This is a genomic window from Paenibacillus sp. J22FR83, from assembly GCF_059691955.1.
Window position 1 is genome coordinate 117868 of record NZ_JCAUAM010000006.1, and the last position, 15285, is coordinate 133152.

Sequence of the window (15285 nt, forward strand, 5' to 3'; positions counted from 1 at the left end):
GAGGAACAGGCTATGTATTATAAAAATCCATCCTATAAAGTGTTTTATTATACGAATGTAACACTTCTAGTCCTTGTCTCCATTCTCTGTATTTTACCGATGCTGCATATCTTTGCTGTCTCTCTCAGTGGAAAAACAGCCGCCGAATCGAATCTGGTCACGCTGTTCCCCATCGATTTCAATCTGGACAGCTATGTGAAAACTTTTCAAAATGATAACTTCCTGCATGCCATTCAAATCTCCGTATTGCGGAGCTTAATTGGTACGGTTCTGGCGATGATGGTAACTGTTCTCGCTGCCTTTCCTTTGTCCAGAAGCAATATCGAATTCAAGCCACGCAACTTCTATGTCTGGTTCTTCCTGATCATTATGATCTTCGACGCTGGACTGATCCCGCACTACCTGCTCATACAAAAAATCGGATTGGTCGGTTCGTTCTGGGTTTACATTTTACCCCATCTGCTCAATGTCTGGAATATCATTCTGATGATGAATTTTTTCCGTGCGATACCGAAAGAATTGGATGAGGCAGCTACCATGGACGGGGCAAGCTCATTCCGCATTTTCTTCTCTGTTTACTTACCGATATCCATGCCTGCCCTGGCCACCCTCTCCCTATTCACACTGGTAGGGCATTGGAACAACTGGTTTGATGGCATGTTATATATGAGATCTCCCGAACAGTGGCCGCTTGCTACGCTTCTGCAAACCATCGTCGTCGCACGCGACCTCAGTAAAACAGGTATTGATTTTGAAGATCTAGAATTGTTGTCCAATCGGAGTGTAAAAGCCGCACAAATCTTCATCGCAATGATTCCGATTCTCGTCGTCTACCCGTTTCTACAGCGCTTTTTTGTCAAAGGTATGGTTATCGGAGCCGTTAAAGAGTAATTCAACAGCGAATTAGGAATGATATTCTTCTGCATCCAAATGCGATTCCACACGTATACGATGTAGAAAGGAGTTGTTCACAACATGAATGATCTTGATCGCAATCGCCACCCAGAAACGACAAATGAGCTCCAACGAGCATTTCATGAAATAGAAGCCTGGGAAGCTGAACAGAAAGACCTATGGTTTTGGGAGAAGCTTGGGCGGCTGCCCTTCCAAGTGTTGGACCGATTAACGCCGAAGTTTTTGAATAAAAAAATAGGCGAAGCCTTGGATGAGCTCGGGAACTATTTGCAAGCAGGTGGACGGTATCTGATTTCTGAAAAGGGGACCGTGCGGCATGTTGGCGAAGTATTTGAACGCAATGGCGGTGTGCGAGATGTGTTTACGGAGGGCCTTTCCATTGCATCCGTAGGCACATTGCCGCTGAAAGTGCTGGATCAAACCGCCGATGAGATTGTGCTGAATCGTTCTAAAATCGCTACCTTGCAAGGCGCTACGACGGGGATTGGCGGGATTCTCACACTCGCTATCGATATTCCGGCCATCCTTGGACTGTCTTTGAAAACCATTCAAGAAGTAGCCATCTGCTATGGCTATGATCCCAAGGATAAGCAGGAGCGGATCTTCACGATTAAAGTTCTGCAATTCTCATCCTCCGACATTGTCGGCAAAAAGGCCATTCTCGAAGAGCTTGGGAACTACGCCGCTGCGGACAAAGAGAAGGTGCAGATGATCTCTCAACTCCAAGGTTGGCGCGAAGTATTCGCTACGTACCGCGATAATTGGGGTTGGAAAAAGCTCTTCCAGCTCATCCCCATTGCGGGTATTCTCTTCGGCGCTTGGATCAACCGGGGAACCCTGAAAGATGTCGGCGAGGCAGCAAAAATGCTCTATCGCAAGCGTCGTATTCTCGAGCGGTTGCAGGCCCAAGTCGACGAATAGCTGAAACCATCCCTCACTCTTGTCGTAATAAGGAGTAAACCGCGAAAGGGGGAATGTAAGGTGATCAAATATGTACTACGTAAATTATTAGGATCTCTTCTGCATTCCAGACGAGGACGACACTATGGTCATCGACATAGCAGTTCTAATCATAGGGGATATGTAACCAGACGTTACTCTTCAAGTCACCGGGGAGGATACGGACGGAGCCATTATGGGTCTGGGTATTATAAAAATAGAGGTGGAAGCTCCAGCTAATCCGAAGCCGCGAAAGTGGCTTTTTTCTTTTTATACGAGTACAGCGTCTAGTTCCTCCATAACAACTTGCACACTCCCATAGGGCGGATCGATTTGCAATAATTTGCGGATAATGCGCTTTGTATGTGCGGTTATCGGCAATTCTTCCTCCCATCCTCTATCTGCCTCCGCCTGCTCTTCCCCCAACTCATACGTCGAATACAACATATACAGTAAGAAGTGGCCAATGGCATATAGATCTGACGTGACATCTACGGTCCTTCTTCGAATTAAATCTTCATCGGCATCTGGCGCTAACCGTGCTGGCTCACCTAGGCGAGCGGCTAGACCGAAATCGATTAGACTCATACGGTCGCCCTCTAAGATGACATTCGGAATGCGAATGTCCAAATGCACGATACCCTGCTCATGAATACATTGTACAATGTTCAATAATTGTCGGATGAAGCGTAAAGCGTCCTTTTCCTCAAAGCGAGCTCCCTCTTCAAAAATCAAATCCTCTACGGTCCGACCTTGGATATACTCGGTTATCATGTACAAACGTTTCGATTCTTTGAATGATGTATAACATTTGGGAATAGAAGGATGTTCTAACTGGCTCATCAACGCGATCTCCCGGTGCAATAGATCCCGGCCCAGTTGTCCCTTGCTCGGTTTCGCTTGCTTCGCGACAACCTCTTGACCGGAATTCTTGTCAAAACACAAGTAAGTTAACCCGTAGCTTCCCATACCGAGGAAACGTTTGATCTGATATTGACCTCGAATGACCTCTCCCTCTCTACGGGGAAAGTCAATCCACGCTTCGTATACCCGCTTCAGATAGGATATCACGGTTAAGGTCCTCCCTTTTTTACTCGATGTCCGTTCCTCTTCCAATGATAACACATAGGTCCTTTACATAGCTCAGCCCCTTCGTACGGATAATGCCGAGCGCAAAAAGATCTGCCGTCTCAGGCAGATCTCTTTCCCCATTATTGAACTTTAATATCGTCAAACCGAGCAGCAGCTTTATATGTTGCAAGCCCGATTTTCCCTGAGCCAAAGCTTGAATCTGTCACAGTCAGTTCCTTTACTCCGTCTACATAGAAATCAAGCGTATTGCCTGTTAGTACCGCTTTTAACACATAAGTCGTCCCTGCGGTAAATGTAAAAGCCTTCGATACTAGAATTGATTTCGTCCCAGCAACATGCTTACTAATCTCTAAAGACCCATCCGAATAATAAAAATTATATTTATTACTCGTATCTGTCAGTCTGCCCATCAATCCAACCGCGGCCGTTGATAAACCGTAGTTAATCGGCTTTACTTTGGCTTCTACGGAATAGTCCGTCCACGTGCTGTTCCCTGCCCAGGCATACGCTGCAAGCGTGTTATTGGACTGATCGTACATCTTCGTTCCATCCGTCACGATGGACCATGTACCTCCTGAGGTAGACCAACCATCAGCTACGCTATCCTCAAAATTATCGTTGTAAGCGATCGGCGGCGCTGTTACTAAAGAGGCTACCGCTACATTGTCAAAGCGTGCTGCTGCTTTATACATGGCAACTCCGATTTTGCCTGAAGCGAAGCTAGTATCTGTAGCTGTTAGTTCCTTCACGCCGTCGACATAGAAGTCAAGCGTACTGCCAACTAATACGGCTTTGAACGTATGATTGGCACCAGTTGATAACGTGTAAGCCTTATTGGCTAGTATTGATTTGGTATCCGCCACATGCTTGCTGATTTCCAAAGTGCCATTGGAGTAGTAAAAATTATATTTATTGCTTGTATCCGTCAGCCTTGCCATGATACCAACTACACCTGTGGCAATTCCGTAGTTGATCGGCTTCACAGTTGCTTCCACAGCATAATCCGTCCACGTGCTATTACCTGCGACAGAATAGGCTGCAGCCGAAGTCCCTGACTGATCGTACATTTTCGTACCATCTGTAAAAACGGACCAGGTTCCGCCTGATGGTGTCCAACCATCCGCGACCCCATCTTCAAAATTATCATTGAAAAGCAGTACTGGTGGCGGTGTTGTTACTTCTTCATAGCTGAATTTCGCCTTCAATGTTTTTCCTTTAGCACCACTGACATTCACGGTAAACTTAATGGTTGGGCTTAACTGTGTGACTACAACACCAGGATCAGTTGAAAGGGCAGCTGTAGCTGCACGATTAATCTCTATCGCAATATTTCCCGTATTGGCTTGCGTCGGGTCGGAAATCGCAACTTCGATATCATTGCTTGTTTCTTTCGTCATCACGGAAGCTTTTTTGTCACTAGAAATAAAGTTGCTTCCATTTACCTGAACCCATTTCAAAACATCAGTCCAGAAGTTCGCCCCCACAATATTCAGCGTGTTTTCTTTCACAGCCTGAGCCGATGTGGAATTCTCCAACACAGTAACATTCGGGTTACTGGCATAACTACTTACCTGCGAACTAGATTTCCCTGGCAATGTAACATACGAATAGCTGGCATTGGTTGGATTACTGCCATGGTCAAACCATAAACCCATATAATTACGCGTTATCGCCGTCGTCGGTTCATTGGGATTGAGCGCATTCCATGAGCCTGTTCTAGCATCACGAAGTCCTTTGACCGCCCCGCTGCCTGGGAAATAATAACCAATATCCGCACCGGCAACATTCCCCGCCAGGTGTGCCCAGTTCGTGCCCGACATCGTCTCTGACCAGCCCAATGTGCTGGATTTGGAGGTACCGTTCACCGTCAACGCATTATCGCCGCTGCTGTTCAATTTACGGTTCTCTACAATCGTTTCTATGGGGCGATTATCCGTACTCGTGATGCCGGCTCCTAGGGATACAATCTCATCATCGAGCATAAACCACGATTTCTTAGCCGTTAACGAATTGCCAAGTGCTTTCAGATCCATACCAGAAATACCGTATAAACCTAGAATTGAAGTACCTCCAACCCAGTTGTTCGTCGACAGCGAACTTGCCGAAGAAGCATTAGCCCTTGTCTGCGTATCGATTGTCGTACCAGGTAGGCGATACGGATTCACGGTAGCCCAGAAATCATCACTGTATTGTGCTAGATCCGTGTTATACACATACGTCATGCCCTCGCCGGTATACCAGCCTTTTAAATTTTCACTATTCGTCACTTCATAATTGTAAATACGATTAGAAAACATACTAAGGCCGAAGCCAAAATCTGGACGAAGATGAACTGCCCGATCCATGCTAGGGTACTGCTGATGTTTAATTAATTCGCCTCTGGATGTGATGGCTCCATCGTTTACAATCGATTTACCTAGAACGATCATTTGAATTGGCGCATAAGTAAAGAAGTTCCTATACGAATCCACCCCAATCCAGTATTTGACCATACGCTTAAAAGCCTCAGCATCCGCTGTCGGTGCAAACTGTGCGATTCGGATAATCGACTGAATCACATTATGACCAACCTGATGGTCTTGATAATTGGACCGAGAAATCTCGCGTCCTCTGGACAAATCCATCATAGCCCCTTTATAAACCAAAGGTTCGAATGAATTATAGACCCATTTATAAACATTCTGTATATCGGTATCGATGACTTCCCACGTGGAATTATCCAAAATATAGATGATTTTGGAAATATCCGAGAGTAAGGCTTTACCATACCCACCTGTGTAGGGATGTTTGTTATGTTGAATAAAAGAACCGTCTGTATAGAATCCATCCCCGGAGGTCACATAATTAAATACGCTGCTGAGACCATCCCGTGCGCTCGTCAACTTTGAGCTGCTTTTGACGATAATCCCCCTAATGGCAATTACCGAACATTCCCATACCCGATTAGCCCCAGTCGAGGTAATCGTAGGTTGAAACCGTTCAACGGCATTCATATAGTTCGTTATTTGCGTTGCTGTCAATTGGTCATAAAGCAAGACAACGGTGTCGTTGAGAGCAAGAGGAATGCCAATCTCCCAATCCCACCAATTCATATAGGTAGTCGTGTTCTCGTTGTACCGGTTTAGATACATCCAATCCAAGGCATCCTTGATATCGGCAAGTAATGTAGCATTATTCTCAAGCGTAGAGCCCTTCGTTGCATAAGCGAGTGCCATAGCTTTCAAACGATTATAGCTTGAAGTGACACGGCTGGAGCTGGTTGTACCGCTTAGATCACTCCACAGATAGGTGCGTCCGACCGCTTTACTCATCGTATCCCAATTGGTTTGTGCAGTTGCTGTAATAGCCGTAATCTGACTGGCAATATCCGCATCCAACGGATTGTAAGCCGTTCCCCCGGTCAGCATTTCCTTCCACTTGTCTCTCATGGAATCATATTCATCAGCCGCATGGGCTTTAGGGACGGATAATGTCCCTAACAAGGTAAAGATGAGGGCTAAAGAAAGTAAAACGCTTACATATTTTCTAATAAAAGAAACGTTCATATTTTACACCTCTCATTATGGGATTATGTTGCTGCTTACTTACCTTTCTTCGTCACTTCGCCTCCCTTCATGTCGTAAAGTGAAGGTCCTGTCATTGCTGACAGAACCTTCTCCTCTCTTCTTACCCAGCCTTATTTCTTTCTAAATGCATCAGCTTGTTTCTGCAGTTCTGTTTGAATTTTCTTCACAACCGGCTCTGCTTTCGATTTCAATTCAGCAAATACCTTATCATCGGCAACACCAGCGGAAAGCGGTTTATGATATTGCTCAATAAACGTGTTCAGTTGCGCAAGCTCGTTCGCGATTGGCGTAATATCAAACGTTAATCCAGTCAAAACGTCTTTCTCAAAGTTAGCTGCATTGCGTGACCATTTCGTTAGCGCTACAGAAAGCTCGCTTTGATCCGAACTAATACGGTCCATCGCTGGGTTACCGATCCATGCCCAAGGGAACCATCCGTAACCAGCTGCGCCAGTTCCGTTTTTATACTTGTCGTCGCCAATTGGCTCCCAATGCTTGCCTTGCGTACCGTATGCGAGAAGATCGAAGTTCCCTTTTTGGTTCGCCCAATCTAGGAACTGAATTGCGCGTTCTTTGTTTTTGCTCGCTTTCGGTACAGCTATGAAGTTTCCAGCTGTAAAGCTTGATACTTTTTTACTCGTCATATCGAAGAATGATACGTATTCTAGTTTGGCGCCAGGTACATTCTTCTGAAGCGTAGCTTGGTTAGCTGAGTTCACAGTCCAGTCATCCGAGTGCGTGATCCCCACTTTGCCTTGTATTACAAGATCACGAGGACTCTTCACACCCATAATATCCGGGTGCATAATGCCATCTGTATACAGTTTACGTGATTGCTTAAAGGAATCCATGATCGCTGCTTCGTTCGTTTCGAACAAGTTATTAATCTTGCCATCATTACCCTTGTAATAAAGCAGCACTTGATTCATCCCAGCAACAGGAACTGGACGAATATTCCCCGGTTCGAAGAACAACTTGTGAATGGCAGCTGTCGATCCACCATTGATTGCCATTGGAATTAGGTCTTTTTCTTTCTCTTTCAATGTTCTACTAAAAGCAATCAATTCATCATACGTTTTGATTGGAGCAACCCCATATTTCTCTCTAAGATCACCCCGAATTAAGTATCCTCTTGATTTATAGAAATCGGTTTCCAATGGAATTAGGCTAATTTTACCGTTAACTTTATTTGCATCCCATTGCTCTTGCGGGCGATTCTTCTTAATATTTGGACCATATTGATCAAGAAGTGCTTCTAACGGCTCATAATACCCGCTTTGCACTTTCGTCAGCAACCCGTTATCCATGTTATCCCAAATGAGATCATAATCTTCGCCGCTCGCCAGCGTCAGTTGCAGCTTCTGCTTCAGATCTGCCCATGGAACAAATGTCACATTTAATTTAACGTTCAACGTACCCGCCATACGTTTCTCTGCTTCTGCCAAAACTTCGTCAAAATCAGTCGGTTTAGTACCTGGCAACATGATTTTGAGCGTTGCTGGCGCTAATACTTTGGCGGCAGCTGCCGTTTCTTTGGATGTAGGGGCTGTAGTCCCCGACGTACTTTTTTCTTTTTCCCCACATGCTGCTAATACACTGAAACTGAGAATGGTAGATAACGCAATGACCCCTGCTTTTCTAGCTTTCATTTCATTTCCTCCTCAAGAATGATATGACTATATTCTACCGCATCTCCTGTATGTATATCGGAGGCGGGTAAAACCAAATTTACCCCTTCACAGAGCCAATCGTTAAACCTTTTACAAAATATTTTTGCAAGAACGGATATAGAAGAATAATAGGTCCAATGGTGACGCAAACCGTTGCGAATTGGATGCTTTTACTTGGCGGGGCTGCAGATACAGACGCTCCACCAATATACGATTCAATATTAATCGTCGAAATGAGCTCGCGAATCATCATCTGCAGCGGGTGCAGGTCTTTGTTATCAATAAACAAGAGCGCTAACCACCAGTCATTCCAATAATGCAGGGCGTAAAATAATCCAACTGTCGCCAAAGCTGGCATGGAAAGCGGCCAAATAATCCGAAAGAAAATGTACAGCTCATTCGCACCGTCAACGGTGGCTGCTTCATTGATTTCATAAGGAACTGTACGAAAGAACGATACAAGGATAAAGGTGTAGAACGGATTCAACAGATAGGGCAGAATTAACGCTAGCATGGAATCCTTCAAATGCAGCCAGTTCGTAATTAAGATATAGAAACCGACCAAGCCAGCTCCGAACAAGAAGGTAAAATAGGTCAGAAAGGCAAGAATATTGCGGTATTTAACGCGTCGATGGGAAAGCACATAGGCAAACATGGCAGACATCACTAGGGCGCTGATCGTCCCTACCACGGTCACCGTAACGGAAACGTAATAGCTTTGGAATACCTGCTTACCGGTAAACAAGTACTGGTAGGCATCTAAACTCCACTCTTTGGGCCATAATCGGAACCCATACTTCGTCAAGCTTTTCTCTGATGTTAGAGAACCGGCTACAACCATCCAAAAGGGGATCATTGAAAATAAAGTAAACAAGGTGATAAACGCATACGTGAACAGCTTGAACCATCCATCTCCGTTTGGCCTGAAGCTTGTTCGTTTGGGCATAACTACGGCTTTACCCGCCAATAGCTGCGCATCATTCATTAGGGTCGCACCTCCTAGAATAGCTTGGAATCCGGATCGATTCGTTTCACTAAGTAATTAAATCCGATAATTGTGATTAATCCGAGCAGTGACTGATACAGAACAACAGCGGATGCCATCCCGAAATTCCCCAACTGTCTTAGGGAACGGAAGGAATACGTATCGATGATATCCGTCGTGGGGAACAGCATCCCGTTATCACCGACAATACCGTAGATCATCCCAAAATCACCGTAAAAAATTCGCCCTACTGCAAGCAGCGTAAGCACAATGATAACGGGCCTGATCATCGGCAAGGTAATCCGAATAATTTGCTGCAGTCGTGATGCCCCGTCGATCCGAGCACTCTCGTAATACTCCTCAGAGATACCTGTGATGGCGGCTAAGAAGATAACGGCTTTATAGCCCGTAAACTTCCAGACGTAAATAATGGTTAATAGCCACGGCCATGCATCAGGCGAGTTATAAAAATTAATTCGTTCGTTGCCGAAGCTTTCAAGCGTTCGATTAATGAATCCATCTGTCGTGTTGATTAAAGCAAATACCATTAAACTGACGACCATCCAGGAAATAAAATACGGCATGAAAATCAATGACTGACACAACTTCTTATAGATGACCACGCGAATTTCATTTAATAAGATCGCGATCGTCACCGCAAAGACCATACTTGAAACAATGAAAAATGCATTCAGCATCAATGTGTTCCAAGTCACTTTGTACCAGGCATCACTGCCGAAGAAAAACTTGAAATTGTCGAACCCGACCCACGGGCTTCCCCAAATGCCATCACTTATTTGAAAGCGCTTGAACGCTAGCAAATGACCAACCATTGGTAAGTAAGCGAAAATGGCTAGAAACGCAATGCCCGGCAGCGCCATCGCATAGAGGATTCTATTGGTTCTGATTTCTTTAATGAATGACAACTTGTTCTCCCTCCTCTGCTTTTGTCTCGTTGTGATTCTAGTTCACATGCTATCCGAACTTCCCTATAGCTGCATAGTTCTCATTCTGCTAGCGGGTTCTTAGAACGCAAAAGTGCCCTAGTTCTCATTCTGTCGATCAGTTCTCCAACAGCACTCCTTGCTACGTAAGGCTTTGCGGGCATAGAAAAACCCGAATCCAAGGATTCGGGCATGTTCATGACGTATTTTTCATTCTAACGATAAAGAACGATATTGAACGGGTGTCATACCTGTCGCTTTCTTAAAGGCTGTGAAAAAGTGACTCTTCGATTGGAACCCTGTTTGTTCAGCAATTTCAGCCACAGTAAACTCCGTCGTTGCTAAGAGATCCTTCACCCGCTCCATCCGTTGATTCAGGATAAAGTCAGATAACGTGCAATCCATCCACTCTTTGAACACTTGCCTTACATAACTGACAGAAACAGAAGTATGATCAGCAATCATATCCGTAGAGAGCATTGGATTATGAAGGTTATTCATCACATATTGAACAGCCTCGGTTGCTATCTCCTCTTTCCGATTAGAAGTTGACCGCTGTTTCAAGTCCTCCATCACTCCGCGCAGAAAATCTTCGATCCATCGGATCGCTCCATTCAAGTGTTGGAACTTATCTAACGTATGCTGAATCCCTTCCATTCCTTTGAGGGTATCCAACTGTTTAAAGGATTTCATCAACTCATATATCAAATGTGTTAGTTGAAGCTTACACTCCGCGTAGGTCATACTGCGCATATAATCGGTTAATTGAATCATATAGCTCTGTACCATCGCCTGATTTCCGAGACGAACAGATTGGACGAGCTCCTTGACGAGCTCTTCATCCATCACCGGTCGGATCGTATCCTCATATACATGTAGATCCTGTTCGGAGTAAACCCGGTCAATACCGTCCAGGAATTTAAGCATTGACGCCTCTACTACCGCTTCATAAGCGGTCAAAAGACTCTCCTCTGGTGCTTTCTTATCACTGACAGCAGCTACGACGGTAAAATGAAGATAACTATCAATAGTTATCCTGAGCTTTTCCAGCATTTCAATAACGATCACTTGCTCCGTTTGCGCGTCGATGACTAGTACAACATGATCGGCGCCGAAATCGACCACTTCCCCAACGACGCAAGTGAGTTCCATAACCTCACTTACGATGTTGGCCATCGCATACTTCATCAGCTTTCGAGATGGAAAATCGTATTTCTCACAAAACGCAGCGTAGGCTTCGATCCGGACTACGGCAAGATACACGGACTCTGCATGCAAGACAGGTACCATTTCGGACAGTTGGCCCTTAATCGTGCCAGTTAATGAGCCACTGAGAATCCATTGTCGCAAATACTCTTCCTTAACCAAATAACGACTGTCTTTGATGGAACGGTCTAGCTGCTCGATACGTTGTACCATCGACTCAATACCTGTCGTAATGATCTGTGCCGCTTTCGCTGGACTTGCTATTGTGGCATCCTGCCCCATTTTCTCCTGAATCGTACGAACTAATCCGCCAATGGGTTTGAAATTAACCCTTGAATACCAGAACAGAATAACCCAGATAATGAGCAAGAGCAGCGTAAAGGATAAAACCATGGACCATTGTGTCTGAGTTACGCTGCGATGAAGTGTTTCTAATGGCGTCATATGATAAATTCGCCAATTCTGCGCAGTGAGATCCATGTGGTGTATCGACCAATCCTCACCTTCGAGTTTCTTAATTGTTTGCTCATCGTCCTGACTCGTCTTCGCGATGACTGCCTTCGTCATATCATCCGCTTTGCGGCCAAGCATTACTTCGCCATCCACATTCACAATCATCACATTGTTCTTCTGTTCCGGATCTGTTTGAATAAGAAACTGCTCCAGTTTCACTTTATCTAAGAGTACAATCACTCTGCTTTTCGCAACCGGCATACAGAGCAACAAATAATCATGCCCAGCTCTGCTTATATTAACTAAATTTAAATTTCTAGCTTTCTCAGAGGCGCTCAATTCAAGCAGTTCTTGGTCATCGAACTTGTCCAGATAATTGACGCCTACCTCTGAAGAATAAATACGATTAATGGATGGATTCACCATAAAGACAGCATGAAGAAAAGGCTCTATCCCGATGAAATCGATTACATTTCGCTCCATTCGTTTATACGTCCAATAATCCTCATTGGATGCTGTCAACCAGGCGGCAGAGTCCTGATCCTGCGCCAAGCGACCAGCGTATAGCTTCATTTTTTGCAACGTATAATCGCTATTATCCCGAATTTGATTTACTCTTTGGAGGGTGACACGGTCAATTTCATTGATGGCGTTATGCGTCTGCTGTCGAGTAAGAAGGAAGGAGAACACGGCAATAATGAGGGTCACAGCCAAAGCTAGATAAAGAAACAACCGCAAATACAGCTCTCTAGGAATGAAATTTCTCACGATAGCCAAATCCTCTCTATTCATCTGTGTACATACTACCATGATCAGCCATGCGATGCTCAGTTTTTCTTACACGTGCAGTCGAAATGCCAACGGCCCTGTCCCATGGTGCTTCCGAAACACCCGATAGAAATACGTCGAGTCACAGTACCCCAGTTCAAGCGAGATCTCCTCAATACTAAGTTCTGTCGAAAGGAGCAGTTCTTCTGCTTTGGCAATCCTTAGCTTATGCATGAATTGCAAGGGTGAGCAGCCGAAAGCTTGTGTGAAGCATGTGATGAGATAGGACGGTGTTTTGCCCGCATGATCGGCAAGCTCCTTCACTGTCAGTGGAGATCGATAATGTTCATACATATAATCGCGAACCAGATAAACAAAGTGAGGATCCCTCCCGTTTCCACCCTTGTGAAGCTCACGGCTCACATGAGATAAAACTTCGAGCAAGATTCCTCTGCACATCGGAAGGTAATACATGTCCTTCCTATTCCAGTGCTGCATCAACGTGGCGACTCTCTCCTCTAAGAATGACAGCCGCTTCGAAGCGAGCTTCATCGGCTTGCCCGCTTGCAGCATAGTGAATTCGTCATCGCTGTCATCTGGAATGAAACGAATCCCGTATTTACTGTGGGATTGTTCTTTCGTCTGCAGGCCTGTGCGTACCGTGCCATTGGGCAGATACAGGATATCGCCTTTTTCCAGGCAAATCTCTATGCCGTTAATTAGATATCTAAGCTTGCCGTCCGTGATGAGCAGCAATAGGTCATAATCTTGTACGAATTGGTCATGATGCCAAGAAGGTCCCGCTTTGTAGTACATCACTTGGGTTATTCGCATTCATCCAACATCCTCTGAGCGATTTGTTATGAGTCCCCTTTATTATAATCATATATCGTAATTCTGTTAAGGTGTTCTCAGGAATGTCCATGGTTCATTGCTTATTCGTCATTTAGAATAAGTAAAAACAGTAAGCAGAGGAGAGATTCGACATGACTGCCAGCCATTCAACTGTACATAGGAAAGAAATCTATTTGGATACGATGGAGATTGCTTTCCAATGCTATACACGGCATCAGATCGAACAAAGAGTATGGCAAGACGGTACGACACGACTCGATTTGCAAGCCTACTCTCGCATTTTGACTGTGTTAGGTTGTTTGATTTCGGCTGGACGCCTACAGGATCTCCAGCCTTTGTGGGAACACATGATGACCGAGAGCTGTCGAGAAATCACAACGCTGAAGCAGGATTCCATCACGGACTTCTCCATCAAAGAAATCATGCTGTCTCTTCACTTCATGGGGCCGAGATGTACGGAGGAGGCGAAAGCGAAGTGGCTTTCCATGTTAAACGAGCTCAATCCCTATAACCATTATGGCTTCGTGATTCGGGACGATGAAAGCAAGCGCCACTTGCATAACATCAACATCTACAATATGGCTGGGGAATACCTACGGGGGAAGGAGGGCGTGACAGATACACGTGCCTATTTTCAGGAACATTGGCCCACACAATTGGCTCGATTCGATGCGAACGGGATGTACCGTGATCCTGGCAATCCCCTGTTGTACGATCTAACGACAAGAGTTCAAATTCAACTGCTGCTTGGCCTTGGTTATCAAGGAGAATTCGCCACAGCGTTGGATGAACAGCTTCGAAAGTCCGGACTTTGGACTCTTCAGCTGCAATCCGCAGCTTATGAGCACCCCTTCGGTGGAAGAAGTAATCAATTCCTATTTAATGAAGTGCTCATTGCCGCCAATGCGGAGTATGAAGCCGTCCGGTATGCTCGGATGGGTGATCTAGAACAAGCTGGCGCATTTAAGCGAAGCGCAAAGCTTGCCCTTGCATCGATTCAGAGATGGCTCGTTCAAACACCTCCACGGCATATTAAGAATTTATATCCCATCGACAGCAAGTATGGCACCGAATCTTACGGTTTCTATGACAAATACATGATTACAATGGGCGCATTCTTAAGCATCGCTTATCTGTTCGCAGACGATACCATCGCGGAAGCTCCATGCCCAGCCGAAGTGGGGGGATATGTCGTGGCCACCTCTCCGTCCTTCCACAAAGTAATTGCGAATGCCGCAGGGTATTCCATCCAAATCGACACCTGTGCTGATTCGCATTACGATGCAACAGGTCTTGGGCGCATTCATCGCGCTGCCGTTCCTACGGAACTCGGGCTATCGGTTCCATTCTCAGCGGGCGATGCTTTCGAGTTGCGGGAGGGAATTCAACGAAGTTGTATCGCTATCGGTCCTGGTTGGAAACGGGGCGACGGACGTATTCAGTATTTATCCGATTATTGTGATGAGAGCATTCAAGGTGAGCTATCTATCGTCAAGGAAGCGTCGGATCATGTTCAATTCACAGTGACTTATCGCGGCAATTTGCAGGCCGTTCAAGCGGTGAAAGAACATTACCTCGTCAATGCCGAAGGTGTTTCGCTAACGGTAGAACTCGTCGAACCGCAGTATGATGAACTCTACTTACGTGTGCCGCTTCTTCATACGAATGGCAAGAATATGACCTCGATCACATCGACCGAGCACTCTGTCTATGTCGCGCTGGATGATCATACCTACACGATTGGGTTCAGTGGTGAGTTAGATATCCAGCCGGACTTATACGGCAACCGCAATGGGGAGTATCGACTCGCTGTTATTAGAACCACGGGATCTCTTGCTTCGATCCACTTGCAATTGAACTGAGCGGCCAAGGCTTCTCATGGCTTAAATTAA

At 45.4% G+C, this 15285-nt stretch carries 10 protein-coding genes; 3 read left to right on the forward strand and 7 right to left on the reverse strand.

What is annotated here, in order from left to right; genetic code table 11:
* Nucleotides 1-12: 12 nt before the first annotated feature.
* Nucleotides 13-891, forward strand: coding sequence for a carbohydrate ABC transporter permease (locus tag AC58PV_RS12705; RefSeq protein ID WP_497432600.1), 879 nt, complete (start codon nt 13-15; stop codon nt 889-891).
* An 84-nt stretch (nt 892-975) separates the two neighbouring features.
* Complete coding sequence (locus AC58PV_RS12710) at nt 976-1836, forward strand: EcsC family protein (protein WP_497432601.1); 861 nt, start codon at nt 976-978, stop codon at nt 1834-1836.
* Nucleotides 1837-2124: 288 nt separating this feature from the next.
* Here the strand turns inward: AC58PV_RS12710 and AC58PV_RS12715 are convergent, their stop codons facing one another.
* From AC58PV_RS12715 to AC58PV_RS12745, 7 genes are all read right to left on the reverse strand, one after another.
* Nucleotides 2125-2925: a serine/threonine protein kinase gene (locus AC58PV_RS12715; RefSeq protein WP_497432602.1), complete on the reverse strand. Its 801-nt coding sequence runs from the start codon at nt 2923-2925 to the stop codon at nt 2125-2127.
* 140 nt (nt 2926-3065) lie between these two features.
* Nucleotides 3066-6491 (reverse strand): polysaccharide lyase family 8 super-sandwich domain-containing protein, encoded by a 3426-nt coding sequence (locus AC58PV_RS12720; protein WP_497432603.1) that lies wholly within the window; start codon nt 6489-6491, stop codon nt 3066-3068.
* Between the two features lie 131 nt (nt 6492-6622).
* Nucleotides 6623-8161 (reverse strand): extracellular solute-binding protein, encoded by a 1539-nt coding sequence (locus AC58PV_RS12725; protein ID WP_497432604.1) that lies wholly within the window; start codon nt 8159-8161, stop codon nt 6623-6625.
* Nucleotides 8162-8240: 79 nt separating this feature from the next.
* Nucleotides 8241-9167, reverse strand: a complete 927-nt coding sequence (locus AC58PV_RS12730) for a carbohydrate ABC transporter permease (RefSeq protein WP_497432605.1) — start codon at nt 9165-9167, stop codon at nt 8241-8243.
* Nucleotides 9168-9181: 14 nt separating this feature from the next.
* On the reverse strand, nt 9182-10093 hold the full coding sequence (locus AC58PV_RS12735; protein WP_497432606.1) for an ABC transporter permease: 912 nt from the start codon (nt 10091-10093) through the stop codon (nt 9182-9184).
* A 228-nt stretch (nt 10094-10321) separates the two neighbouring features.
* Nucleotides 10322-12538 carry an AraC family transcriptional regulator gene (locus AC58PV_RS12740; RefSeq protein ID WP_497432607.1) on the reverse strand — a complete coding sequence of 739 codons (2217 nt, stop codon included), beginning with the start codon at nt 12536-12538 and terminating at the stop codon, nt 10322-10324.
* 69 nt (nt 12539-12607) lie between these two features.
* Complete coding sequence (locus AC58PV_RS12745) at nt 12608-13372, reverse strand: helix-turn-helix domain-containing protein (protein WP_497432608.1); 765 nt, start codon at nt 13370-13372, stop codon at nt 12608-12610.
* A 152-nt stretch (nt 13373-13524) separates the two neighbouring features.
* Between AC58PV_RS12745 and AC58PV_RS12750 the strand changes: the two genes are divergently transcribed.
* Nucleotides 13525-15255: a hypothetical protein gene (locus tag AC58PV_RS12750; RefSeq protein ID WP_497432609.1), complete on the forward strand. Its 1731-nt coding sequence runs from the start codon at nt 13525-13527 to the stop codon at nt 15253-15255.
* The last annotated feature ends 30 nt before the right edge of the window (nt 15256-15285 follow it).

Coding starts and splice junctions, on each gene's coding strand:
- AC58PV_RS12705 (WP_497432600.1), top strand. CDS start 13: ATGTATTATAAAAATCCATCCTATAAAGTGTTTTATTATACGAATGTA.
- AC58PV_RS12710 (WP_497432601.1), top strand. CDS start 976: ATGAATGATCTTGATCGCAATCGCCACCCAGAAACGACAAATGAGCTC.
- AC58PV_RS12720 (WP_497432603.1), bottom strand. CDS start 6,491: ATGAACGTTTCTTTTATTAGAAAATATGTAAGCGTTTTACTTTCTTTA.
- AC58PV_RS12725 (WP_497432604.1), bottom strand. CDS start 8,161: ATGAAAGCTAGAAAAGCAGGGGTCATTGCGTTATCTACCATTCTCAGT.
- AC58PV_RS12730 (WP_497432605.1), bottom strand. CDS start 9,167: ATGAATGATGCGCAGCTATTGGCGGGTAAAGCCGTAGTTATGCCCAAA.
- AC58PV_RS12745 (WP_497432608.1), bottom strand. CDS start 13,372: ATGCGAATAACCCAAGTGATGTACTACAAAGCGGGACCTTCTTGGCAT.
- AC58PV_RS12750 (WP_497432609.1), top strand. CDS start 13,525: ATGACTGCCAGCCATTCAACTGTACATAGGAAAGAAATCTATTTGGAT.